The sequence below is a fragment of the Kocuria palustris genome (assembly GCF_007666205.1).
Lineage (GTDB): Bacteria > Actinomycetota > Actinomycetes > Actinomycetales > Micrococcaceae > Kocuria > Kocuria palustris_A.
Genome location: NZ_VDOR01000008.1, coordinates 40357 through 65071, shown reverse-complemented (window position 1 = coordinate 65071; position 24715 = coordinate 40357). Strand labels below are relative to the sequence as shown.

Genomic DNA, 24715 nt, shown 5'->3' with positions numbered 1-24715 from the left:
CCATGTCCTCCTCCGCATCCTCCTCCGCGACGGCCGGCCGCCGCGACTCCGACGGCTCCGCCGACGGCGGCCGCTCGCGCGGTCGCATCCCGGCGCTGCTGTCGAACTTCTCCTTCCAGGTCATCGCCGCGCTGTTCCTGGGCCTCCTCCTGGGGCTGATCGCCCGGGCCATCGGCGGCGATCCCGAGACCTCCCCCAACATCCTGATGACCGTCCTGGACATCATCGGCTCGACGTACGTCACGATCCTGACGGCGGCGGTCGTGCCCCTGGTGGTCACGGCCGTGATCGCCTCGATCGCCAACCTCGACCAGGTCACCAATGCGGCGCGCCTGGCGTGGAAGACGCTGCTGTGGTTCTGCATCACGGCCCTGATCGCGGTCGTCATCGGCATGGTCCTCGGCGTGGTCGTCCAGCCCGGGGCCAATCAGTCGATCAGCGCCCCGACCGAGCCGTACTCCGGCACGCAGGGCTCCTGGCTCGCGTTCCTGCAGTCCCTCGTGCCCGTGAACTTCCTGGGCCTGGGGGTCGAGGCGGAGCTGGCCGAGGACGGAGCGATCGAGGCCGCCGCGGACTTCAACATCCTGCAGATCCTCGTGATCTCCATGGTCGTGGGCATCGCCGCGCTCAAGGTCGGCGAGCCCGCCAAGCCCTTCCTGGACGTCGTGCGCTCGCTGCTGGCGATCGTGCAGAAGGTCCTGTGGTGGATCATCCGCCTGGCCCCGATCGGCACGCTCGGCCTCATCGGCCGCGCCGTCTTCGAGTACGGCTGGACCTCGATGGGCTCGCTGGCCGTGTTCGTCGTGACCCTGTACGTCGGCCTGGCGATCGTGCTGTTCGTCGTCTACCCGGTGCTCATGCGCCTGAACGGCCTGAGCGTCCGCCAGTGGTTCTCCGGCGCGTGGCCGGCGATCCAGATGGGCTTCGTCTCCCGCTCGTCGCTGGGGACCATGCCGCTCACCCAGCGGGTCACGGAGCGCAACCTCGGCGTGCCGTCCAGCTACGCGTCCTTCGCGATCCCGCTGGGTGCGACGACCAAGATGGACGGCTGCGCCGCGGTCTACCCCGCGCTCGCGGCGATCTTCGTCGCCCAGTTCTACGGCGTGCCGCTCGAGCCCGTGCACTTCCTGCTGATCGCCCTGGTCTCCGTGCTGGGCTCGGCCGCCACGGCCGGGACGACGGGTGCGACCGTCATGCTCACGCTGACCCTGTCGACCCTGGGCCTGCCCCTGGCCGGCGTCGGCCTGCTGCTGTCCATCGAGCCGATCATCGACATGGGCCGCACCGCCACGAACGTCGCGGGCCAGACCGTCGTGGCGGCCATCGTCTCCGAGCGCGAGGGCATCCTGGATCACGGGCTCTACGACGCCCGGCGCAGCGGCGGCGACCCGTTCGCCGACGAGTCGCAGGAGCCGGCGGCCGCCCGCGGCCGGGTCGAGGCCGCGGCCGACGACTCCCCCGACATCCGCGTGCCCGACGAGACCGCCTCGGCCCGGCGCGCGACCGCCCCGGATGCCGCGGCTGCCCACGGCGTCGCCGCCGGCACGGGACCGGCGGCGGCCGATCGGCCCTGCCGGGACTGAGCGGCGGCGCCTCGGCGCGCGACGGCCCCGCGTGAAGGGCCTGCGCGGCGGTGCCGCACGGCGACCTCCCTGCGCACGACGGCGGGCGTCTCCTCGATGAGGAGGCGCCCGCCGTCGTCGTCCCCGCTCCGAGCACGCGCCGGGATGACGCTCCGGACGGGCGGATCCGGCAACTTCCATCGCATCGCGGTCCTGCGAGCCCTACAGTGGCCGCACGTGCTGCAGATCACAGCGGATGATGTGTCGCCGTCGTCTGGCAGCTCGGCCCGCCGAGTCGAAGGAGACCCCCATGACCGCCTACGCGCACCCCGGACAGCCCGGTGCCCTGATCGAGTTCAAGCCCCGCTACGAGCACTTCATCGGCGGGGCATGGACTCCTCCGGTCAAGGGCCAGTACTTCGAGGACATCACCCCGGTCACCGGACAGCCCTTCACGGAGGTCGGCCGCGGCACCGCCGAGGACATCGAGGCCGCGCTCGACGCCGCCTGGGCCGCCGCCCCGTCGTGGAACGCCTCCACGCCGGCCGAGCGCTCGCTCATGCTCCACCGCATCGCCGATCGCCTCGAGGAGAACCTCGAGACCATCGCCGTGGCCGAGACCTGGGACAACGGCAAGCCGGTGCGCGAGTGCCTCAATGCCGACATCCCGCTGGCCGTCGATCACTTCCGCTACTTCGCCGGCGCCATCCGCGCCCAGGAGGGCCGGCTCTCGCAGCTCGACGAGGACACCGTCGCCTACCACTTCCACGAGCCGCTGGGCGTCGTCGGGCAGATCATCCCCTGGAACTTCCCCATCCTCATGGCCGTGTGGAAGCTGGCCCCGGCCCTGGCCGCGGGCAACTGCGTCGTGCTCAAGCCCGCGGAGCAGACCCCGGTCTCCCTGCTGGTCGTCATGGAGCTCATCCAGGACCTCGTCCCGGACGGCGTCATCAACATCGTCAACGGATTCGGCGCGGAGTGCGGCAAGCCGCTGGCGTCCAACAGGCGGATCCGCAAGATCGCGTTCACGGGCGAGACCACCACGGGCCGGCTGATCATGCAGTACGCCTCCGAGAACATCATCCCGGTCACGCTCGAGCTCGGGGGCAAGTCGCCGAACATCTTCTTCGACGACGTCGCCCGGGAGAAGGACGGCTTCTACGACAAGGCCCTCGAGGGCTTCGCGTTCTTCGGGCTGAACCAGGGCGAGGTCTGCACCTGCCCGTCGCGCGCGCTGGTGCAGAAGTCCATGTACGAGGAGTTCGTGGCCGACGGTGTGGAGCGGGTCGAGGCCATGGTCCAGGGCGACCCCCTGGACACCGAGACCATGGTCGGGGCCCAGGCCTCGACCGACCAGCTCGAGAAGATCGTCTCCTACCTCGACATCGGGGCCAAGGAGGGGGCGAAGGTCCTCACCGGCGGCGAGCGCCTCGAGCTGCCCGGCGATCTGGCCGGGGGCTACTACGTGAAGCCCACGATCTTCGAGGGCACCAACGAGATGCGCATCTTCCAGGAGGAGATCTTCGGGCCCGTGCTGTCGCTGACCTCGTTCACGGACTACGACGAGGCCATCGGCATCGCCAACGACACCCTCTACGGGCTGGGCGCCGGCGTCTGGTCCCGCAGCGCCAACACCTGCTACCGCGCGGGTCGGGCCATCCAGGCCGGGCGTGTATGGGTCAACCAGTACCACTCCTACCCCGCCCACTCGGCCTTCGGCGGGTACAAGTCCTCGGGCATCGGGCGCGAGAACCACCTGATGATGCTCGATCACTACCAGCAGACGAAGAACATGCTGGTCTCCTACACCGAGAAGGCGCAGGGCTTCTTCTGATGGGCGCGCAGGACCCCATGCCCGGCCCGGCCGTGCACGACGATCCCGAGGTCGCGCTGCAGACCCGGCCGGGGCCCGAGGACGACACGGCCCGGGTGGGCTACACCCCGGCCGCGGTGGATCTGCTGCGGGAGCTCTGGGCGCAGCACGGGCCGCTGATGTTCCACCAGTCCGGCGGCTGCTGCGACGGCTCCGCGCCCATGTGCTTCCCCGCAGGGGAGTTCCGCACGGGCGACGCGGATGTCCTGCTGGGCACCGCACGGCTGACCGACGAGGCCGGCGACGAGCTCGGCGATCTCGAGCTGTGGATCTCCCGGGAGCAGTTCGGTGCGTGGAAGCACACCCGGCTGCTCATCGACGCGGTGCCCGGCCGCGGCTCCGGGTTCTCGCTCGAGGCTCCCACCGGCCGGCGCTTCCTGACCCGCAGCGATCTCTGCGCGGTCTGATCCGATGACGCCCCGCCGCACGGCGGGGCCCGGCGTCGCGTGCCTAGGCTTGTTCCGGGTCGCGCCGCCGGGCGCCGGCCCGACGGCAGCGAGCACGAGACCCGGGAGGTCGGCCATGAGCCCCCAGAACGACAGCGAGAAGCCCGCCGAGCGCGAGGAGATCCCTTCGACGCTCGAGCGCTCGGACCGGAAGGCGCAGGACACGTACGCCGCGACCCTGGAGAGCGCTCGGGAGGAGTACGGCAGCGGCGCCCGCGCGCATCAGACCGCGTGGGCCGCGGTGAAGCAGACGCACGAGAAGGTCGGCGACCACTGGGAGCCCAAGGACGAGAACGGCCCCTCCGACGAGCGCTCCGAGAACGGAGGACGCACCGGCGGGGAGTCCGCCGGCGGCGTGGACGCCAACGCCTCGAAGGATCACCTCTACGAGATCGCGCAGCGCCTCGACATCGAGGGCCGCTCGGAGATGACCAAGGACGAGCTCGTCGAGGCGATCCAGAAGGCGAACGACCGGGAGACCGCCCAGGCCCGCGAGGACGACTGACCCGCCCGCGCTCGCTCTGCCCCGCCCGCGCGACCGGCCGATTCCCCACCCCATCTTCCGCGACCGGCCGATTCCTCACCGGTTCAGCGTCGAACCGGTGAGAAATCGGCCGGTCGCGGCGTGATCAGAGAGGAATCGGCCGGTCGCGGCTTCGGGCGCGAGTGCGGAACAAGGAGCACGGAGCCGACGCCGGGGGTGCGGGCGGGCGAGAACCGCCGGCGGTGAGAGCCGCGGAGCCGCGGTCTCGGGCAGACGTCGTCACCTCACGGCACGCGGTTCGTCCAGGCCTCGGTGCCGAACTTGGAGTCGACGAGCTCCTTGGCCCGCTCCAGCTCGTGCTGCGTGTAGTCGCCCTCGTGGGAGCGGTAGTTCGCCAGGAAGTGCGACCGGAACGCCTCGATGATGTCCTCGCGCGCCATGCCGGTCTGGCTGCGCATGGGGTCCACGCGCTTCTTGGCGGACTTGATGCCCTTGTCGGAGAGCTTCTCGCGGCCGATCCGCAGCACCTGGAGCATCTTGTCCGCGTCGATGTCGTAGCTCATCGTGACGTGGTGCAGGAGGGTCCCGTCGGCGAACCGCCGCTGGGCGGCCCCGCCGATCTTGCCCTGCGGGGTCGCGATGTCATTGAGCGGCACGTAGTGCGCGTTCACGCCGATCTCCTGCAGCGCGCCGAGCACCCATTCGTCCAGGAAGGCATAGGCCTGCTCGTTGGTCAGCCCCTCGACCAGGCTCGCAGGGACGACCAGCGAGTACGTCACGCAGTTGCCGGGCTCCATGAACATCGCGCCGCCGCCGGTGATGCGCCGCGTCACGCCCACGTGCAGGTCCCGGGCCGCCTCGGAGTCGATCTCGTTGCGCACGGACTGATACGAGCCGATCACCACGAGGGCGTCGTCCCAGTCCCAGAAGCGCAGGACGGGACCGCGGCGGCCGGCGCCGACCTCCTCCGAGATGACCTGATCGAGCGCGACGTGCTCGGCCGGCGGGAGAGTCTTCATCCCGATGACCTCGATGTCCAGGTCGTCCCAGGACACGGCGGCGCCGACGGCGCGACGGGCGGCGATGCCGACGGCCTCGGTCGAGAACCCGATGAGCTCGACCGGGCCGTCCCGCCGATCCAGCGCGGCCTCCAGAGCCGCGACGATCTCCGCCGTCGACGACGCCGCCGGGAGGCCGTTCAGCGCGCCCGTCAGATCCTCCAGGGCGTCGTCGGGCTCCAGGAAGAAGTCGCCCGAGACGACGGCGTCGCGGATCACCGCGTCGTCGGCCTCCCCTGAGACCTCCAGATCGACGACCACCAGCTTGCCGCCGCGGACCTTGAACTCACCGTGCATGTGTCTCCTGACCTCTCCGGAGCGCGTGCCCTTGCGCGAGCCGAGCTCCTGACGCGTCCGCTCAGCCTATGGACGCGACCGCTGTGCCGACAGGGACTTCGCGATCGGCCGATTCGGGACCTCCCTCGCCGCGAGCGGCCGATTCAGGACTTCCCTCGCCGCGAGCGGCCGATTCAGGACCTCATCTTCAGCGAGTGGCCGATTCCTCACCGTTTCAGCCCTGAATCGGTGAGGAATCGGCCGCTCGCGGGGAGAGGGGTGAAAGATCGGCCGCTCGCGGGGAGCAGGGGGATTGAGGGCGAGCGGGACGGGAGCGCGGGAGCGCGGGGGACGGGAACGCGAGAGCGCGGGGGCGCGGGGGCGCGGAGGGGAGGTAGGGATCGAGACGTAGGGAGTGAGGCACGGGGATGCGGGGGCAGGGCGGCTCCTACAGTGGGGGCATGACCGCTCCGCTCCTGCTGCTCGCCTCCACCTCGCCCGCCCGCGCCAAGCTGCTGACCGACTCCGGGATGGCCTTCGATCAGCTCGGCTCCGAGGTCGACGAGGACGCGGTGGTGGCCGACGCGGGGCTGAGCGACCCCTCGGAGATCGCCCTCGCGCTGGCCCGGGCCAAGTGCGAGGCCGTCGCGGCCCTCCCGCAGGCCGCCGGGCGGCTGGTCATCGGCTGCGACTCGGTCTTCGAGCTCGACGGCCAGGCGCTCGGCAAGCCCGGCACGGCCGACGTCGCCCGCGAGCGCATCCGGCAGATGCGCGGAAGGACAGGCCGCCTCCACACCGGCCACTGGCTGATCGACGCCCGGCAGCCCCAGGCCGGGGGCACCGGGTTCTCGGACGGCCGCCTCGCCGGCGCCGATGTGAGCTTCGTGCGGATGACCGACGACGAGATCGCCGCCTACGTGGCCACCGAGGAGCCGCTGTGGGTGGCCGGGTCCTTCACCCTCGACGGGTACGGCGCGGCCTTCATCGAACGGGTGGACGGCGACCTGCATGCCGTCATCGGCCTGTCGATCAATGTCCTGCGGCAGCTGGCCGGCCAGGCCGGCGTCCCGATCCACCGCCTGTGGGACGGCGTCGGGGCCTGACTGCGCGAGTCCTTCCCTCTGTCTCCTCCGACGGCGGTCGGGGCCGGGCCCGGCGCTGTCTAGACTGCTCGGATGACTCCCTCCAGCCCTCCGCCGGCGAAGCCTTCGCCCGGACCGGCCGACGACGGCAGCCGCCGCGGGGGTCTCGATGCCGAGCAGCTGCGCCTGGGCTGGCGGACCGGTCTGCCCCCGGGACTGGCCGTCATCCCCGTCGGCCTGGCCTTCGGCGTGCTGGTGATCCAGTACGGCCTGCCCTGGTGGGCGGCCCCGCTGCTGTCGGGGATCGTCTTCGCCGGCTCCGTCGAGTTCCTGCTGGCGGGGATGATCGCCGCCGGCGCTCCCCTGACGCAGATCGGGCTGACCACGCTGATCGTCAACTTCCGGCATGCGTTCTACGCCCTGACCTTCCCCCTGCACCGGGTCCGCAGCGTGCCGGGGAAGATGTACGGCACGTTCGCCCTGACCGACGAGGCCTTCGCACTGACCTCCGGGCCCCAGGCCCAGCGGTGGTCGGGGACGCGCATCCTGACCCTGGAGGCGACGTTCCACCTGTTCTGGGTGGCCAGCTCGACGGCCGGGGCGCTGCTGGGGTCTCTCATCCCGCCGTGGATCGAGGGCCTCGACTTCGCCATGACCGCGCTGTTCGTGGTGCTCGCCGTCGACGCCCACCGAGCCCACCGCTCGCTCCCCCTGCCGCTGATCGCCGCGGCCATCGGCCTTGCCGGCGCGGCCGTCCTGGGCTCGAACATGCTGGCCCCCGCGATGGGCGCCTACGTCCTGGTGCTGCTGATCGGCTACGCCGTCGGCAGGATCCGCGGCCGGGATCTGCCGACGACCGGGCAGACGGAGATCGTCGGCCCCGCCCCCGACCCCGATCCCGCTCCCGGAGAGGAGCCCCGAGATGGCTGAGCTGCCCTGCATCCTGGCGGCCGTGGCGGTCGCGGCGGCCGTCACCTGGGCGCTGCGGGCCCTCCCGTTCGCCATGCTGGCCCCGCTGCAGGAATCGCGGCTGCTGCCCTACATCGGCGACCGGCTGGCCGTGGGCGTGATGATCATCCTGGTCATCTATACCCTGCAGGACCTCGATCTGGTCGCCATGAGCGTCTCGATCCCGGCAGCGGTCGCCCTCGCCGTCACGGTGGGGCTGCACCTGTGGCGCGGGAACATGGTCCTGAGCCTCGTGGCCGGAACGCTCACGCACGTGGTCCTGGCCTCCCTGTGGCAGGCCTGAGCCCGCGAGGACGCCGTCACAGCAGCCGCCCGATGCCGCGCAGGCCCACCAGGACGCCCACGATGCCCAGTCCCCAGGCCACCGCATCGGGCGCTGTGCGCACGGCCAGCTCCCGCGCCGACGACAGCGGGCCGCTGCCCCGCTCCCCCAGGACCAGCCTCGCCAGCGCGAGCAGCAGCGCCGGCAGGACCATGACCAGGCAGTACAGCGCGATCAGCAGCATCGACGACGCCGGACCCAGGTCGTAGCGCCCCATCCCGGCGATCGCCGCCAGGTACGGGATCATCGTGGCGGCCTCCACGAGCCCGGCGGCCAGGGCCAGCAGGGCCACCCCGCGCCAGCTGCTCACCACGCGATCGGCGCGGTCGATCCATCGCCGCATCGAGGCCTCCGGATCGCCTCCGCGCCTGCGGATCTCCGCCGGATCCAGCCACCAGCTCAGCAGGACGAGGGCCGCGCCGACCACGACGAGCGCCGCAGCGCCGGCCCGCTGCTCGAGCACCGCCGCGACCGGGGCCAGCAGCGCCTGCAGGCCCGCGAGCAGCGCCAGCCCCAGCGCCCAGTAGAAGACGGCGATGATCCCCAGGTAGCCCAGGACCCGCAGCGCCGTCGCCCGCGCGCCGAGGCCCCGCGAGCGTCCGCTCAGCAGCAGGAGCACCGCCGGGATGGCCAGGGTCCCCGCGCTCGTGGCGTCCAGCAGGGCCAGCACGGCGAACATGATCTGATCGTGGCCGCTGATCTGCGTCAGCTCTCGCATCGTGTCCATGCCCTCGAGGCTTCCGGACGGGACGCGGCCCGGGCATCGGCCATCGGTCGCGATCCGAGGGCCCCGGGCGGCCGCCGCTGCGCACCCACGGGACGGGCGGGCTCCCCCGGAGGTCCCGGCGAGCTCCCCCGTTCGATGGAGATCGCCCGGAGGAGCCGGGCGGCCCTCCCTGCTCGCGCCCGGGGCCCGCTAGCCTCGGGTCATGACCGAGCCGCCCGCCCCGCCCCGCGTGTCCGCGCGGGATCTCGGCATCGCGGGGGCCTACGCGCTGGCCACGACTGCGACCTGGGCGGCCCACACCTCGCTGACGGACGTGGCCGGCCTTCCGCTGGCGGTCCCCCGCCCGATCGCGCTGCTCCTGCTGGTGGCCGCCAGCGCTGCCGTCGCCCTGCGCCGAGTGCGCCCCGGAGCCATGCTCCTGCTGACGGGCGGACTGGGCACCGCGGCCCTGGTGCTCGACAGCGGCGTCGGCGGGTTCCTCCTGGTCTTCGAAGCGGTCTTCTCCGCCGTCCTGCACGGCTCCCGGCGGCTGATGCGGCTCGTGACGGTCCTGTGCGTGGGCACGACGGGGGTCCTGCTGCTCGCGACGCTGGTCGTCGTGGACCTGCGCTCGCTGGGATTCGCCGTGAGCCTGCAGGCGTTCCTGGTGCTGATCCTGCCGCTGCTGTGGGCCGGGGAGGTCCGCGGCCACCGCGAGGCCAGGGCCCAGGCGGAGCGGGCCGCCGCCGCCGAGCGGGAGGCGGCGGACCGGCTGCTCGAGCTCGAGCATGCCCGCACGGCGCTGCGGCTGCAGGAGCAGCGCACGCACCTGGCCCAGGAGCTGCACGACGGGGTCACCGGGCACCTCTCCGCCGTGGCGCTGCAGACCGGCGCCCTGCGCTCGAGCGCCGCGCACCGCGCCGACCCCGAGGCCCTGGACCGCTCGCTCGAGGCCGTGCGACGCAGCGCCCTGGAGGCCATGGCGGACATGCGCAGCCTCATCGACGTCCTGCGCACCGACGGGTCGGAGGCCGCCGGCGCCGCCTCGTGGGACAGCCTGATCGCCCGGCTGCGGGCGCTGCGCCCCGACGCCGCGATCGAGATCGACGACGATGCGGTCGCCGCCCTGGAGCGCCGCGGGATCTCCGCGCACGCCCTGCGCATCGGGCAGGAGGCCGTCACGAACCTGCTCAAGCACTCCGGGCCGGGCCCGGTGCGCCTCTCGCTCGGCCTCGCCGCGTCCTCGGAACCGGAACCGGGCTCGACTCCCGCTCCCGGGACGGCCGCCCCCGACGGCGCGGACCGGGAGCCGGCGGCGCGCCGGTCCGCCGGGCCGACCCCGGTCACCGGCGCCCGACCGGGCCCTGCGGACGCGCGGGACATCGTGCTGCACGTCGACTCGCCGCTGCCCGGCACGCCCGCGAAGGATCACGGGGCGGGCCTCGGGCTCCCCTCGATGGCCCACCGCGCCGCCGAGACGGGCGGGTCCTGCCAGGCCGGGCCCACGGGCCAGTCGCAGTGGCGGGTGCTCGCCGTGTGGCCCAGCCAGCCGTCGCACCGGGAGACGCGGGTTCCCGGCGCCGCGGCCGGCCCCGCTGCACAGATCCCCGCGGCCCCCGCAGCCGGTCCCGCCGCATGCCACGCCGCAGACCCCGATGCGGGCCCTGCGGCCCCGGCCGACGCGGCAGCCCGGCCGCAGCCCTCCCAGGAGCCCGCCTCGTGATCACCGCAGTGCTGGCCGACGACCACGCCGCCATCCGCGCCGGCGTGCGCATGATCCTGGAGACCGCGGATCCGCCGATCTCCGTGCTCGGCGAGGCCGGCACCGCGGAGGCCGCCGTGCAGCTGGCGGACCGGACCCGCCCCGATGTCGTCCTGCTCGACGTCCGCATGCCCGGCGACAGCGGGCTCGCCGTGATCGAGCGGCTGCGCGGCAGCGGCGCGGCGGTGCTCATGCTGACGTCATTCGCCCTGGACGACTACATCGTGGCCGCGCTGAGCGCCGGCGCCTCCGGCTTCCTGGTCAAGACCGCCGAGCCGAGCGAGATCGTCGAGGCGGTCCGCCGGGTCGCCGCCGGGGACGCCGCGCTGTCGCCGGAGGTCCTGCGAGCGGTGATCGACCGGGCCGTCGCGCGCCCCGCTTCGACGGCCGCGCCGAGGCCGCCGCGGCCGTCGGGGGCCGAGGACGATGCCGCGGCGGCAGGAGGCCGCGCCGGCGGCGAGGGCTCCGCAGAGGACCCCGCCCCGGGGCCGGGCCCGGCCGGTCCGGCCGAGCCGCTGACCGGGCGCGAGCGCGACGTCCTGCGGCTGCTGGCCCGGGGCCTGAGCAACCAGCAGATCGCCGCGCAGCTCGTCGTCGCCGAGTCCACGGTGAAGACCCACGTCTCCCATGTGCTGACGAAGCTCGGCGCGGCCTCGCGTGTGCAGGCCGCCCTGTGGTGGGGCCGCCACGGCGACGGCTGACTACACTCGAAGCGTCCTCGGTGCGCGGGCCGCACGCGAGGAGCACCAGCCGCAGCGCCGTCGGGTTTGTCGATCCCCTACATCACGCTCCCGCAGCGGATGTGATCGAATGAGCGTCTGACCGGGGCCGGACAGGGCCCTTCCGCCGACCTGCGCGCGAGCCGCGTCTTCCGAGGAGAGCAACCAGTGACCGCACCGCAGGCCCCCGCCGCCGACACGACCGCCGCGCGCAGACCAGTGACCAAGGTCCTGGTCGCCAACCGCGGCGAGATCGCCGTGCGCGTGATCCGCGCCGCGAAGGACGAGGGCCTGACCTCGGTGGCCGTCTACGCGGACCCCGATCGCGACGCTCTGCACGTGCGCATGGCCGACGAGGCCTACGGCCTGGGCGGCACGACCGCGGCCGACTCCTACCTGGTGATCGACAAGATCCTCGACGCCGCCGCTCGCTCCGGCGCGGATGCGGTCCACCCCGGCTACGGCTTCCTCTCAGAGAACGCGGACTTCGCGGCCGCCGTCATCAGCGCGGGGCTGACCTGGATCGGCCCGCCCCCGCACGCGATCGCCTCGCTGGGCGACAAGGTGGCCGCGCGCAAGATCGCCGAGTCCGTCGACGCCCCGCGCGTGCCCGGGACCTCCGATCCGGTCGACTCCGCCGACGAGGTGCTGGCCTTCGCCGACGAGCACGGCCTGCCGGTGGCCATCAAGGCGGCCTTCGGCGGCGGCGGCCGCGGCATCAAGGTCGCGCGCACCCGCGAGGAGATCCCCGAGCTCTACGCCTCGGCCGTGCGCGAGGCCGTGGCGGCCTTCGGGCGCGGCGAGTGCTTCGTCGAGCGCTTCCTGGACTCCCCGCGCCACGTCGAGACCCAGTGCCTGGCCGATGCCCACGGCAATGTCGTCGTCGTCTCGACGCGCGACTGCTCGCTGCAGCGGCGCAATCAGAAGCTCGTCGAGGAGGCTCCCGCACCGTACCTGTCCGACGAGCAGATGCAGCGCCTGTACTCCTCGTCCAAGGAGATCCTGCGCAAGGCCGGCTACCAGGGCGCCGGGACGTGTGAGTTCCTGGTCGGCCAGGACGGGATCATCTCCTTCCTCGAGGTCAACACGCGCCTGCAGGTCGAGCACCCGGTCTCCGAGGAGGTCACGGGGATCGACCTGGTCCGCGAGCAGTTCCGCATCGCCCGGGGCGAGGAGCTGGGCTTCGACGACCCCGTGGTGCGCGGCCACTCGATCGAGTTCCGCATCAACGGCGAGGATCCCGGCCGCGGCTTCATGCCGGCGCCCGGCACCCTGTCGCGGCTGCGCTTCCCGTCCGGGCCCGGCGTGCGCGTGGACTCCGGCGTGGTCGAGGGCGAGACCGTCTCGGGCAGCTTCGACTCCATGATCGCCAAGCTGGTCGTGACGGGCGCCGACCGGGACCAGGCCCTGGCGCGCTCGCGCCGGGCGCTGGCGGAGCTCGAGATCCAGGGCATGGCCACCGTCGTGCCGTTCGACCGCGCCGTCGTCGACGATCCGGCCTTCGCGCCCTCCGGCGACCAGCCGTTCTCGGTGCACACCCGCTGGATCGAGACCGAGTTCGCCAACGAGCTCGAGCCGTTCGCCGGCACGCCCGAGGCGAGCGCGGAGGCCGAGGAGCGGCAGACGATCGTCGTCGAGGTGGCCGGCAAGCGCCTCGAGGTCGCGCTGCCCGCGACCGTCCTGGGCTCGGGCAAGCCGCAGGCCGCCCCGGCGGCCAAGAACCGCCGCGAGCGCGGACGCGGCGCGGCCAAGGCCTCGGGCAACGACCTCACCTCGCCCATGCAGGGCACCGTGGTGAAGCTGGCCGTGGACAACGGCGCCGAGGTCTCCGAGGGCGACACCGTGGTGGTCATCGAGGCCATGAAGATGGAGCAGCCGCTCAAGGCGCACAAGGACGGCACCGTCTCGGGCCTGGAGGTCACCCCGGGCGACACCGTCTCGGCCGGGACGGTGCTGGCCACCATCCGCTGAGCCTTCCGCTCCCGCCCGCTCCTCAGGGGCCGGTCCGACGCCCTCCGCGGCCTCGGACCGGCCCCTGAGCCCGTTCCGGGTTGCTCACATGCTGAGACGGAATGTCACGATGCGGTCACCGCTCTCTATCCTTCTCGACGGATCAGCCCCTCCGTCGAAAGCACCGCCATGTCCACGACCGTCGACGGCGCCGCAGCGCACGGCACCGCCAGCAAGCCCCCGGTGAAGCGCAGCCAGGTCGTCCTGGCCTCCCTCATCGGCACCACCATCGAGTTCTACGACTTCTACGTCTACGCCACGGCCGCCGTCGCGGTCTTCCCGGCGCTGTTCTTCACCGGGGAGGACGAGACCGCCAAGCTGCTGGCCTCGATGGCCACCTTCGGGGCGGCCTTCGTCGCCCGCCCCGTCGGCTCCGTGATCTTCGGCCACTTCGGCGATCGCATCGGCCGCAAGGCCACCCTGATCGGCGCCCTGCTGACCATGGGCATCGCGACGTTCCTGATCGGCCTGCTGCCGACCTACTACGCGATCGGGCTCTGGGCGCCGCTGCTGCTGACGATCCTGCGCTTCTGCCAGGGCCTGGGCCTGGGCGGGGAGTGGTCGGGCGCCTCGCTGCTGGCCACCGAGTACGCCGAGGAGGGCAAGCGCGGCCGGGCCGCCATGTGGCCCCAGCTCGGCGCCCCGTTCGGCTTCATCCTGGCCAACGGCTTCATGCTCCTGCTGACGGTGGCCATGGGATTCACCTCGGCGGCCGTCGACGGCCTGGACCACGGCTTCCTGGTCTGGGGCTGGCGCATCCCGTTCCTGGCCTCGATCGCCATGGTCCTGATCGGGCTGTGGGTCCGCATCTCGATCGAGGAGACCCCCGTCTTCCAGCAGGCGCTGGACACGAAGCAGGACGTCAGGTCGCCTCTGGGCGAGGTCTTCCGCACGTCGTGGGTCCAGATGATCCAGGGCACGTTCATCATGCTGGCCACCTACGTGCTCTTCTACCTGATGACCGCGTGGATCCTCTCCTACGGCATCGGCTCCCCCGACGACGGCATGCTCGGGATCCCGTACCGGTCGTTCCTGGTGATCCAGCTCATCGCGGTGCTGCTCTTCGCGGCCATGGTCCCGGTCTCGGGATGGCTCGCCGACCGCTTCGGGCGCCGCTCGTCGCTGCTCGTGATCACCGCGGCGATCATCGTCTTCGGCCTGGTCTTCGGCTGGTTCATCGCCCCGGAGAACCTCGGCACGGGCACCGAGATCGACATCGTGCGCCTGCTGTGCTTCCTGGCGCTCGGCATGGCCCTGATGGGACTGACCTTCGGGTCGATGTCGGCCGTGCTCCCCGAGCTGTTCCCCACGAACGTCCGCTACACGGGATCGGGCATCGCGTACAACGTCGCCTCGATCCTGGGGGCCGCGCTCACCCCGTTCGTCGCCGTGTGGCTGACCTCGACGTTCGGCGTCTCCGCGGTGGGCCTGTACCTCTCGCTGGCCGCTCTGATCACCCTCGTGGCCCTCTGGTTCTCCCCGGAGACCAGGGACGTGGACATGCACACCGTCGGGCAGCGGTCCCGCCCGGTGCGCTGATCGCACAGCCGCACCGAACGCGCGGCGCCGAGCGCCCAGCACCGACGACGGGCCCCGGGAGATCACCTCCCGGGGCCCCGTCGTCGTCCTCGCCGGAACATCCCGCCTCCGCACCCGGCGCGGAGGCGGGCCGGTCACATGCGGTGGTGCAGGCGCCGGGCGACCTCCGAGATCGTGCCGGACAGCGACGGGTAGACGGTGAAGGTCTCGGCGAGATCGTCGACCGTGAGGCCCTTCGACACGGCCACGGACAGCGCGAAGATCAGCTCCGAGGCGCGCGGGCCGACCACCACGCCGCCGAGCACGGTGCCCGGGCCCTTCCGGGCGATGATCTTCACGAAGCCGTCGTCGACGGCCATCATCTTGGCCCGGGGGTTGTTGGGCAGCGGGATCTTGTAGACGTCGGCGGCGTAGCGCCCGGAGCGCACGTCGCCCTCGCCGATGCCCACCGAGGCGATCTCCGGGGACGTGAAGATGTTGGAGGCGACCACGTCGGTGCGCAGCGGCCGCACGGCGTCGCCCAGGAAGTGGGAGACGGCGATGCGGCCCTGCATGGCCGCGACCGAGGCCAGCGGCAGCTGGCCGGTGCAGTCGCCGGCGGCGTAGATCGACGGCACCGCGGTGCGCGAGACGCCGTCGACCTCGATGTGGCCCGAGTCCGAGACGACCACGCCCGTGCTCTCCAGCCCGAGGCCCTCGGTGTTGGGGATCCCGCCCACGGCCATCAGGCAGTGCGAGGCGGCGACCTTGCGGCCGTCGTCGAGCGTCACGACCACGCCGTCGTCCGTGCGCTCGACGGCCGAGGCGCGCGAGCGCGACATGACGTTGAGGCCGCGGCGCTCGAAGACGTTCTCGAGCACCTCCGCGGCGTCGCTGTCCTCCCCGGGCAGCACCTGATCGCGCGAGGACACGAGCGTCACCTTGGCGCCCAGCCCGTTGTAGGCCGAGGCGAACTCCGCGCCCGTGACGCCCGAGCCGACGACGACGAGGTGCTCCGGGATCTCGGTGAGCGAGTACAGCTGGGTCCAGTTGAAGATCCGCTCGCCGTCCGGGCGCGCGGAGCCGAGCTCGCGCGGGTGCGCGCCGACCGCCAGCAGGACCGCGTCGGCGTCGAGGTCGTACTCCATGCCGTCGGAGGCGCTCACGCGCACGGTGCGGTCGTCGACCATCGTGCCGCGGCCGTCGACCAGGTGGATGCCGTCGCGCTCCAGGCCCCGGCGGATGTCGCGGGACTGCGTCGCGGCCAGGCGCAGCAGGCGGGTGTTGACGACCTCCAGATCGACCTCGAGGCCGTTGAGGCTCTCGTCCTCGCTCGTGGCCCCGGCCACGTGGACGCCGAGGTCCTGGGCCTCCGTGAAGCGGTTCATGGTGTCCGCGGAGGCGATGAGGGTCTTGGAGGGCACGACGTCGGTCAGCACCGCGGAGCCGCCCATGCCCTTCTCCTCGATGACCGTGACCTCGGCCCCGAGGGTGCGCGCGTGCAGGGCGGCCTCGTAGCCTCCGGGGCCGCCGCCGATGATGACGAGTCGCTTGGTGGTCTGCCGGTGGGAATCCTGGGATGAGCTCACACGGCCATTGTGCCAAAGCCGCCAGCGCCGCAGCCGTCCGACGAGGGCGCGGGCGGGTGAGAGCCCTCACCGGCGGAGGCGGCGCACCGGGGCCGCGTCACAGTTCGGGCGCCGATGCCCCGGCGGATATATTCGCGGTCGTGAAGGGGGTTCCCCTCCCCCTCGTCGCCGCGGCTCGGAGGCCCCATGCACCCCCTGTCCCTGACCATCGCGGGGCGGACCCGCGAGCTGGATCCGCGGCGGCCGTGGACGGTGGGCTCCTCGCAGTACGCCGACGTCCGCGTGGAGCACCCCGGCGTGCAGGACATCCACGTGATCCTGCGCTGGAGCGGGGCCTCCTGGACCGTCGAGGACCGCGGCTCCGATGCGGGGACCGCGTTCAACGGCTTCCGGCTCCAGGCGCACATGGCGGCCCTGCTGGAGCAGCCGGCGCAGATCACCCTGGCCTCCGACACCGGCCGCGGCCTGCTCGTCGAGCTGGCGCCGCAGCGCCCGGCGCCGGAGGCCGCTGCGGGCCGGCGGCCCGGCACGGACCAGGTCCCCCGGCCCCAGCGCGCCGACGGCCCCTCCGGCGGCGGGGCCCATGCGGCTGCGGCCGGACCCGGCGGGGCCCGGACCGACGCCGCCGCCGAGGAGATCCCGGCCGCCTCCGCGGAGCCGACGGTCCTCGCCCTGCCGGTCGAGCACGCCGCCCGCGGCCGGGCCGCGCAGGAGGGCCCCGGCCCCCGCGAGGGCACCCGCTCGGCGGCCTCGCAGCCCGGGGCGAGCCCGGGCGCCGACGAGCTCACCGGCACCGGGCCGGCAGCGGACGACCTCCACTCCGAGGAGATCCCCGCGGCCTCGGCCGAGCCCACGGTCTTCGCCGTGTCCATGAACCGGGGCCGCGCGGCCCGGGCGGAGGCCGACCGGGAGGCCGCCGAGGGCCCCGGCGGGCAGCCGGCGGTGGAGATCGAGCAGCGCTCCTGGGTCAACCGCCCCGAGGCCGCGGAGGTGCTGCGCGCGCCGGAGGGCGCCGAGGCGCTGCAGTCCGGCATGCGCCTGTCGCCCGCCTTCCGCGCCCGCGACGTGGGCGGGACGCTCGTCGTCGGCCGCGATCCCGCCGCCGACGTGCTGATCGACGGCCTGCTGGTCTCCCGGCGCCACGCCCAGGTGACCCGCACGCAGCGCGGCTCGGTGCTCACGGACCTGGGCTCCACCAACGGCACCTGGGTCAACGGCGAGCGCATCTCCGGGACCGTCGAGCTGCTGCCCGGCGCGCAGGCCGTCATCGGCGGCGTGCCGTTCCTGCAGACCGAGCTCGGCCTTGCCGAGGTCGTGCGCACCGAGGGCAACATGTCCATCGTGGTGCGGGACCTGACCTACACGGTCCCCGACCGCAGGAACCCGAGGCAGCGCAAGACGCTCGTCGACGACATCGCCCTGGAGATCCCGGACCGGTCGCTGATCGCGGTGATCGGCCCGTCGGGAGCCGGCAAGTCCACGTTCCTGAACTGCATGCTCGGCGATGTGAACCCCGACGAGGGGCGCATCGAGTACCACGGGCTGGATCTGGCCCGGTTCGGCTCGGCGCTGTCCTCGCAGATCGGCATGGTCCCGCAGGAGGACGTGCTGCACCGGGAGCTCACGGCGCAGCAGGTCCTCGAGTCGACCGCCGCGCTGCGGCTGCCCGAGGACGTCGACCGGGCGTCGCGGAAGGCGCGGATCGCCTCCGTGCTGGCCGCGCTCGGGCTGAGCGAGCATGCCCGCACCCCGGTCGCCCAGCTCTCGGGCGGGCAGCGCAAGCGGGTGTCGACCGCCATGGAGCTGCTGACGGGCCCGCGCTATCTCTTCCTCGACGAGCCGACCTCGGGCCTGGACCCGGACATGGACTTCGAGGTCATGGACCTCCTGCGGCGGATGGCCCACGGAGAGGTCGGCGGCGCGGACGGCTCGACCGTCGTGGTGATCACCCACTCGACCGCGAATCTGGACCTGGCCGACCGCGTGCTGGTCCTGGCCCCGGGCGGCTCGGTGGCCTACTTCGGCGAGCCCGCGGGGATGATGCCGTACTTCGAGCGCTCCCAGGGCCTCGGCCCGCAGGTGCGCGAGGTCTACAAGGGCCTCAAGGAGGATCCCGCCCGCGCCGCCGCGGCCTTCCGGCGCGAGCGCGACGACGACGGCCCCCGCGAGCGCGTGCACGCCCAGGAGCCGACGGCCGCCCCGCACGCGTCGTCGCGCCGCGGGCTGCACCAGCTCTCGGTGCTGCTGCGGCGCCAGCTCCAGCTCATGCGCACGGATGCGGCCTCCGTGCTGATCACGACCGTGATCGCCCCGGCGCTGCTGGCCCTGCTGGTGCTCGTCGTGCCGGGCGAGCACGGGCTGACGTTCCCCGAGTCCACGGACTCCGAGGTCAACCAGCCGCAGATCCTGCTGATCGTCATCCTGCTGGCGGCCGTGGCCCTGGGCCTGTTCCCGGCCTGCCGCACGTTCCTGGACGAGAAGCGGATCTTCCTGCGCGAGGCCCGCACCGGCCTGGGCGTGTGGCCGTACGTCGGGGCCAAGACGCTGCTGACGATCGCCGCGTCGCTCGTGCAGTCGCTGATCCTGGTGCTGGCCGTCCTGGCCCTGATCCCCAACGAGCCCATGGGCGCCTGGGGGCCGATGTGGCTCGAGCTGTGGATCGTGACCTTCCTGCTGACCATGACCTCGTGGCTGCTGGGCTTCCTGGTCTCCGCCCTGGTGCCGCGCTCGGACGTGGCGATGAACGTCGCCTCGCTGCTCGTGGTCGTCCAGCTGATCTTCTGCGGCGGCCTGTTCGCCATGGAGGGGGCCGCCGATGCGATCTCGCGCGCGACGCCGACCCGATGGGCCTATGCGGCCATGGGCCAGACGGGCGATCTCAACGAGATCGTGCGCACGGCGGCCGTCACGCTGCCCCAGGAGGAGGCCAATGCCGATCTGCAGGAGGACCACGACCGGGCCGTGGAGGACGCCCGACAGGCCGGGGCCCCCGAGCCCCCGCCGCTCGAGCTGCCCCCGATCGACGACTCCGGCGCGGTGCTCGACCCGCTCTGGGAGCGCACGACCCTCAACTGGTGGGGCGCCGCCGGGATCACCGCCGGCTTCGGCCTGGTGTTCCTCGTCGCCTCGGTCCTGCTGATCCGGCGCACCAAGCGCCGCAAGCGCTGAGCCGCCGCCGGCTCCCCCCGGGCCGCCCCGGTCCGCCCTGCCGCGGGCGGGGCGGCGGGCCGCCCGCGGGCTGCTTTGCCGCCGGAGGGCGCGCTGGCAGGATGTGAGGCGACGAGGGCGTCGGCTGCGACCGGGCGCCCGCACCGACGGCGGTGCGGGGCCGCGCGGTCGCCGCGACGCCCGCACGAGCTCCGATCCCGCTCCTGGAGGCCCGCACCGTGACCCAGCAGACCGCATCCGATGATCCCCTCGCCGGCGCCGACCCGTTCGAGGCGGCGCGGCGCGCCGCCGACGCGGTGCGCGAGCGCACCGGGGTGCAGACCCACGAGATCGCGCTGACCCTGGGCTCGGGCTGGGGCGGGGCCGCCGATCTGCTCGGCGAGACCGTCGCGGAGATCCCCGCCCCCGAGATCCCGGGCTTCTCCGCGCCGGCGCTCGAGGGGCACGTGGGCACGCTGCGCTCGATCCGGCTGGCCGACGGCCGGCACGCCCTCGTGATCGGGGCGCGGACGCACTTCTACGAGGGCCGCGGCGTGCGGGCCGTCGTCCACGGGGTGCGCACCGCCGCGGCCGCGGGCGCCTCGACGATGGTGCTCACCAACGGCTGCGGGGGCCTGAACCCGGAGTGGACCCCCGGCACTCCGGTGCTGATCGCGGATCACCTCAACCTCACCGGCCGCTCGCCGCTCGAGGGCGCGACGTTCCAGGACCTGACGGACCTCTACTCGCCGCGGCTGCGCGATCTCGCGCGCACCGTGGACGGGTCGCTGCCCGAGGGCGTCTACGCGCAGTTCCCCGGCCCGCACTACGAGACGCCCGCCGAGGTGCGCATGGCCGGCGTGCTCGGCGCGGACCTGGTCGGCATGTCCACCGCGCTCGAGGCCATCGCCGCGCGCCACGCCGGGCTCGAGGTCCTGGGACTGTCGCTCGTGACCAACCTCGCCGCCGGCATCCAGCAGAGCCCGCTGTCCCACCGGGAGGTCGTCGAGGCCGGGCAGGCCGCCGCGCCCCGGATCGCGGACCTGCTCGCGCGCATCGTGGGGCAGATCCGATGAGCCCCCGCAGCGATTCCGGGACCCCCGACGGCACCGCCGAGGTCCAGGCCGCCGCCGAGGGGGCCAAGCTGCTGCTCGCGGTGCGCGGGTGGATCGACCAGGACCCGGACCAGGGCGATCGCGACGAGCTGCGCGGTCTGCTCGAGCTCGTCCAGGACCCGTCCTCGCCCGAGCAGCGCGCCCAGGAGGCCGTGGCGGATCTCGCCGAGCGCTTCGGCGGGACCCTCCGGTTCGGCACCGCGGGGCTGCGCGCGCAGCTCGGGGCCGGGCCCATGAGGATGAACCGCGCGGTCGTGCGCCGCGCCGCCGCCGGCGTCGCCGCCCACGTCCTCGAGGCGGCCGGCCCGGATCCCGCCCCGCGTGCGGTCATCGGGTTCGACGCCCGCCACCGGTCCGCGGACTTCGCGCGCGACACCGCCGCCGTGCTCACCGCCGCCGGGCTGTCGGTCGAGCTCATGCCGCGCCCGCTGCCGACCCCGCTGCTGGCCTGGGCCGTGCGCTCGCGCGGAGCGGAGGTCGGCATCATGGTCACCGCCTCGCACAATCCCGCCGCCGACAACGGGTACAAGGTCTACCTCGGGGGCCGCTGCGTCGATGCCGCCGGGCAGGGCTGCCAGATCGTTCCGCCGCACGACGAGCAGATCGCGCAGCGGATCGAGGCCGTGGGCGATCTGCGGGAGCTGCCGCTGGCCGACCACGGCTGGACGACGCTTCCCGAGGACATCGACCGGCAGTACCTCGAGGCCGCCGTGGGCGCCGCGCCCGGGGAGGCGTCCGAGCCCGGCCTGAGGATCGTGCTGAGCGCGATGCACGGCGTCGGCGGCCCCACGGCCCTGGCGGCTCTGCAGCGCGCCGGATTCGACGACGTGCACCCCGTGCCCGAGCAGTTCGAGCCCGACCCGGAGTTCCCGACCGCCCCGTTCCCCAATCCCGAGGAGCCCGGGGCGCTGAGCCTCTCGCTCTCGCTGGCCCGCGAGGTCGACGCCGACCTGGTGCTGGCCAACGACCCGGATGCCGATCGCTGCGCGGTCGCCGTGCCGGATGCCCGCGATCCCCGTGCGGTCGACGGGTGGAGGGCGCTGACCGGCGACGAGGTCGGGGCGCTGCTCGGGCTGGCGGCCCTGCGGGCGGCCGACGGGGCCTCGGACAGGCCGATCGTGGCGAACTCGATCGTGTCCTCGCGCCTGCTGGGGCGGATGGCCGAGGCCGCCGGGGCGGCCCACCGCGAGACGCTGACCGGCTTCAAGTGGATCGCCCGCGTGCCGGGGCTCGTCTACGGCTACGAGGAGGCCCTGGGCTACTGCGTGGACCCCGGGACCGTGCGGGACAAGGACGGCATCACCGCCACCGTCGGGATCGCCCGCCTGGCCCGCGCCGCGGCCGCCGACGGGCGCACCCTGCTCGACGAGCTCGACGACCTGGCGCTGCGCCACGGCCTGCACACCGCCTCCCAGCTGTCGATCCGGGTGGCCGATCTCGAGCTCATCCCCGCGATGATGCGCGCCCTGCGGGAGTCGACGCCGACCGAGCTCGCGGGGTCCCCCGTCGTCTCGGTCGACGACCTCTCGCAGCCGGATCCGGGATCGGGGCTGCTGCCGACCGAGGGAATGCGCCTGCTGACCGAGGACGGCACCCGGGTCGTCGTGCGGCCCTCCGGGACCGAGCCCAAGCTCAAGTGCTACCTCGAGACCGTCGCCGGGGTCGGCTCAGCGGACCGGCTGCCCGGCGCCCGGCAGGCCGCGCGGGAGCGCCACGACGCGCTGACCGAGCAGCTGCGGGAGCTCTTCGCGGCCTGAGCCGCGCCCCGCGGTCCTGACGCGAACCGGGCGCTGGACGGGTCGTCGGGCGACCCGCCCCGCGCCGTGTGGAGTGCGTCATGGCCGCCCCGACGCGCGATCGGGCGCTGATAGCCTCGGCGGGGCCTGATCGACGGGTCCGTGCCTGTCCGAGAGCCCCGGTGAGGAGGCGGCCGTGGAACTGCTCGACCCGGAGACGATGTTCCGCGCCGTCGATCTGCTGGGGGTGTTCGTCAACGCCGTGCTGGGCGGAGCGATCGCCCGGGCCATGAAGCTCGACCTGATCGGCTTCCTGGTGCTCGGCGTCCTCTCGGGCCTCGGCGGCGGCATGATCCGCGACGTCCTCCTGCAGATCGGCCAGCCCGTGGCCCTCACGGATCCGGCGTATCTCACGACCGCGATGATCGGCACGGTCCTGGCCTTCAGCCTCTCCTTCGAGGGCAGGTGGACGAACCGGGTCCTGGTCGTGGCCGACTCCCTCTCGCTCGGCTGCTGGGCGGCCACCGGGACCTCCAAGGCGCTCGGCGCCGGTCTCGGCTGGGTCCCCTCCGTCATGCTCGGCATGATCACGGCCGTGGGCGGCGGCGCCGTGCGCGACGTGTGCATCGGCCGCATCCCCGCGATCTTCGGCGGCAGCACCCTCTACGCCACGGGGGCCTTCGTCGGCGCGATCGCCATGACGGTGGCCTGGGAGCTCGGGCGGCCGAACTGGGGCATGGCCATCGCCATCCTGCTCGCGGCGTCGCTCACGGTCCTGGCGCGGCGGCGCGGCTGGATGCTTCCGGGACAAGGCGGCTGGGACGCCCGCCTGGCCGGCCGGCAGCTCGCCCGCAGCGCGTCCGCGCGGCGTCCGCGCATCGTCGTGCACCGGGGCGCGCACCGCGCCCGACGCGCAGGCGGGAAGGGGAGCCGCGGCGGCTCGCATGCGGACCGGGGCCGGCAGACGGGCGACGACGCCGGCGGCGGAGCCGGCGATCTCGGGGCCGACCGCCCGGACGACGGCCCCTCCGGCGGGCTCAGTCCCGCCGATCCCCGGTGACGCCCAGCCGCGCCAGCCCCTCGCGCCGGCGATCGAGCACGATCTCGACGATCTCCTCCGCGATCCCGTCAGCGCCCAGCAGCGGAGGGCTCAGCACGTCGGCCCCGGCCTCGGCCGCTCGCTCGTGGAAGTCCCCCGGCGACAGCAGGAACGACGCCGCGGCCACCGGCCCTCGGGTCTGCGCGCGCACCTGCTCGACGGCCCGCGCCGCGCTCGGCCGCGCGGCCGAGACGAAGCCCGCCGTCACGGCGCGCCCGGTCAGCCGCTCGAGATCCAGGGCCTGAGCACGGACATCGGCGACGGCCCGCTCGTCCGAGGAGCCCGCGGCGATGAGCACGATCGGCCCGTCTCCCCCGCCGGCATCGGTTCCCCGCGTACGGCCCCCGTCCTGTCCCGCGCCCCGCCCGGGCCGCGCCTCGGCCAGCCGGCGGGACAGCAGCTCCGAGAGCCGCCGGTCCGGGCCCAGGGCCCCGGTGACCACGTGGTGCCCCCGCCCCTCGACGGCCCGCCGCAGATCGTGGCGGACGTGGTATCCGGCCGCGAGCAGCAGCGGCACGACCACTGCCGGGCGATCTGCCAGCTGCTCGCAGCGCTGCGCCACGTCGGGGCTCTGGACGTCGACCCAGGTCTCGAGCACGGTCGTCCCGGGCAGCGCGCGAGCCACCGCCCCGGTGATCCGCGCCGTCGTGCGCCGGGCGGCCGGCGAGCGCGATCCGTGGGCGCACAGCAGCAGGACCGGGTCCTGCGCCGCGCCGGGCGCGGCTGCCGCGTGCGCAGCCCTCACGAGCTCAGCGCGACGCTGACCCTGCCGTCGTCGGAGACGGTGACCTCGTGGACCGGCAGCGCGTACTCGTCGGAGCTCAGGCACTGCCCGGTGCGCAGGTCGTAGACCTCCTTGTAGAGCGGGGAGGTGAGGGTGGGGACGCCGTCGAGGGTGGCCCCGACGATGCCGCGGGCCATCACGAGCGATCCGGTCCGGGGATCCGCGTGGTCGACGGCCGCGATCGTGTCGTCCGGCAGACGGAAGACGGCCACCTGGCGCCCCTCGACCAGGGCGGCCTCGCCCCAGTCGACCTCGAGGTCCTGGACCGAGCAGATCTCGGCGGCGGTGCTGGTGGTCATGGGTGCGGCTCCTCGCATGCTGGATCGTGCGCAGCGGGTCCTGCCGGCGCTCGGACGGCATCCTCCCGAGGGGCACGGCAGGGCCCGGGCGGCGCCGACGCGGCTGCCCGCAGGCCGTCGCCTCCTGTCGATCGAACGTACCCGAGAGGCCCCGATCGC

General features: G+C 73.6%; 20 protein-coding genes. 15 read left to right on the top strand and 5 right to left on the bottom strand.

Annotated elements, in window-relative coordinates; translation table 11 throughout:
- Window positions 1–2: 2 nt before the first annotated feature.
- The 4 genes from FSY66_RS08835 (at window position 3) to FSY66_RS08820 (ending at window position 4386) form a co-directional block, all read left to right on the top strand.
- Entirely contained in the window at window positions 3–1583 is a 1581-nt protein-coding gene (locus FSY66_RS08835) for a dicarboxylate/amino acid:cation symporter (RefSeq protein ID WP_144793838.1), read from the top strand.
- Between the two features lie 289 nt (window positions 1584–1872).
- Window positions 1873–3396, top strand: a complete 1524-nt coding sequence (gene exaC, locus FSY66_RS08830) for an acetaldehyde dehydrogenase ExaC (RefSeq protein WP_144793835.1) — start codon at window positions 1873–1875, stop codon at window positions 3394–3396.
- Window positions 3396–3842 (top strand): DUF779 domain-containing protein, encoded by a 447-nt coding sequence (locus FSY66_RS08825; RefSeq protein ID WP_260853607.1) that lies wholly within the window; start codon window positions 3396–3398, stop codon window positions 3840–3842. Before exaC ends, FSY66_RS08825 begins: the two co-directional genes overlap by 1 nt.
- A gap of 115 nt (window positions 3843–3957) precedes the next feature.
- Window positions 3958–4386, top strand: coding sequence for a ChaB family protein (locus FSY66_RS08820; RefSeq protein ID WP_144793832.1), 429 nt, complete (start codon window positions 3958–3960; stop codon window positions 4384–4386).
- Between the two features lie 263 nt (window positions 4387–4649).
- Here the strand turns inward: FSY66_RS08820 and FSY66_RS08815 are convergent, their stop codons facing one another.
- On the bottom strand, window positions 4650–5720 hold the full coding sequence (locus FSY66_RS08815; protein WP_144793829.1) for a lipoate--protein ligase family protein: 1071 nt from the start codon (window positions 5718–5720) through the stop codon (window positions 4650–4652).
- A gap of 440 nt (window positions 5721–6160) precedes the next feature.
- Here FSY66_RS08815 and FSY66_RS08810 point away from each other — a divergent pair, with 440 nt between their 5' ends.
- The 3 genes from FSY66_RS08810 to FSY66_RS08800 all read left to right on the top strand — a co-directional run bounded on the left by FSY66_RS08810 (window position 6161) and on the right by FSY66_RS08800 (window position 8033).
- Window positions 6161–6802, top strand: a complete 642-nt coding sequence (locus tag FSY66_RS08810) for a Maf family protein (RefSeq protein WP_144793826.1) — start codon at window positions 6161–6163, stop codon at window positions 6800–6802.
- Window positions 6803–6874: 72 nt separating this feature from the next.
- Complete coding sequence (locus FSY66_RS08805; protein WP_144793822.1) at window positions 6875–7711, top strand: AzlC family ABC transporter permease; 837 nt, start codon at window positions 6875–6877, stop codon at window positions 7709–7711.
- A complete protein-coding gene (locus FSY66_RS08800; RefSeq protein ID WP_144793819.1) occupies window positions 7704–8033 on the top strand; it encodes a branched-chain amino acid transporter permease in 330 nt (109 codons plus the stop codon). Before FSY66_RS08805 ends, FSY66_RS08800 begins: the two co-directional genes overlap by 8 nt.
- Window positions 8034–8049: 16 nt before the next feature.
- Here the strand turns inward: FSY66_RS08800 and FSY66_RS08795 are convergent, their stop codons facing one another.
- Complete coding sequence (locus FSY66_RS08795) at window positions 8050–8799, bottom strand: GAP family protein (RefSeq protein WP_144793816.1); 750 nt, start codon at window positions 8797–8799, stop codon at window positions 8050–8052.
- 202 nt (window positions 8800–9001) lie between these two features.
- Between FSY66_RS08795 and FSY66_RS08790 the strand changes: the two genes are divergently transcribed.
- The 4 genes from FSY66_RS08790 (at window position 9002) to FSY66_RS08775 (ending at window position 14808) form a co-directional block, all read left to right on the top strand.
- Entirely contained in the window at window positions 9002–10501 is a 1500-nt protein-coding gene (locus FSY66_RS08790) for a sensor histidine kinase (protein WP_144793813.1), read from the top strand.
- A complete protein-coding gene (locus tag FSY66_RS08785; protein WP_260853606.1) occupies window positions 10498–11241 on the top strand; it encodes a response regulator in 744 nt (247 codons plus the stop codon). Before FSY66_RS08790 ends, FSY66_RS08785 begins: the two co-directional genes overlap by 4 nt.
- 186 nt (window positions 11242–11427) lie before the next feature.
- The gene (locus tag FSY66_RS08780) at window positions 11428–13230 is read left to right on the top strand and encodes an acetyl/propionyl/methylcrotonyl-CoA carboxylase subunit alpha (RefSeq protein WP_144793807.1); all 1803 of its coding nucleotides are present in this window, start codon (window positions 11428–11430) and stop codon (window positions 13228–13230) included.
- Between the two features lie 168 nt (window positions 13231–13398).
- Window positions 13399–14808: an MFS transporter gene (locus FSY66_RS08775; RefSeq protein ID WP_144793804.1), complete on the top strand. Its 1410-nt coding sequence runs from the start codon at window positions 13399–13401 to the stop codon at window positions 14806–14808.
- A 134-nt stretch (window positions 14809–14942) separates the two neighbouring features.
- Here FSY66_RS08775 and FSY66_RS08770 read toward each other — a convergent pair whose 3' ends face one another.
- Window positions 14943–16376, bottom strand: coding sequence for an NAD(P)H-quinone dehydrogenase (locus FSY66_RS08770; protein WP_144793801.1), 1434 nt, complete (start codon window positions 16374–16376; stop codon window positions 14943–14945).
- 186 nt (window positions 16377–16562) lie between these two features.
- Between FSY66_RS08770 and FSY66_RS08765 the strand changes: the two genes are divergently transcribed.
- The 4 genes from FSY66_RS08765 (at window position 16563) to FSY66_RS08750 (ending at window position 23434) form a co-directional block, all read left to right on the top strand.
- Window positions 16563–19544, top strand: coding sequence for an ATP-binding cassette domain-containing protein (locus tag FSY66_RS08765; protein WP_144793798.1), 2982 nt, complete (start codon window positions 16563–16565; stop codon window positions 19542–19544).
- Window positions 19545–19762: 218 nt separating this feature from the next.
- A complete protein-coding gene (locus tag FSY66_RS08760) occupies window positions 19763–20599 on the top strand; it encodes a purine-nucleoside phosphorylase (protein WP_144793794.1) in 837 nt (278 codons plus the stop codon).
- Entirely contained in the window at window positions 20596–22395 is a 1800-nt protein-coding gene (locus tag FSY66_RS08755) for a phospho-sugar mutase (RefSeq protein WP_144793791.1), read from the top strand. Before FSY66_RS08760 ends, FSY66_RS08755 begins: the two co-directional genes overlap by 4 nt.
- Window positions 22396–22570: 175 nt before the next feature.
- Window positions 22571–23434 carry a trimeric intracellular cation channel family protein gene (locus FSY66_RS08750; RefSeq protein WP_144793788.1) on the top strand — a complete coding sequence of 288 codons (864 nt, stop codon included), beginning with the start codon at window positions 22571–22573 and terminating at the stop codon, window positions 23432–23434.
- On the opposite strand, the gene FSY66_RS08745 is transcribed toward FSY66_RS08750, so the two are convergent.
- Complete coding sequence (locus FSY66_RS08745) at window positions 23412–24218, bottom strand: sirohydrochlorin chelatase (RefSeq protein WP_144793785.1); 807 nt, start codon at window positions 24216–24218, stop codon at window positions 23412–23414. The genes FSY66_RS08750 and FSY66_RS08745 overlap by 23 nt on opposite strands.
- On the bottom strand, window positions 24215–24556 hold the full coding sequence (gene nirD / locus FSY66_RS08740) for a nitrite reductase small subunit NirD (protein ID WP_144793781.1): 342 nt from the start codon (window positions 24554–24556) through the stop codon (window positions 24215–24217). The genes FSY66_RS08745 and nirD overlap by 4 nt, the downstream gene beginning before the upstream one ends.
- Window positions 24557–24715 lie beyond the last annotated feature (159 nt).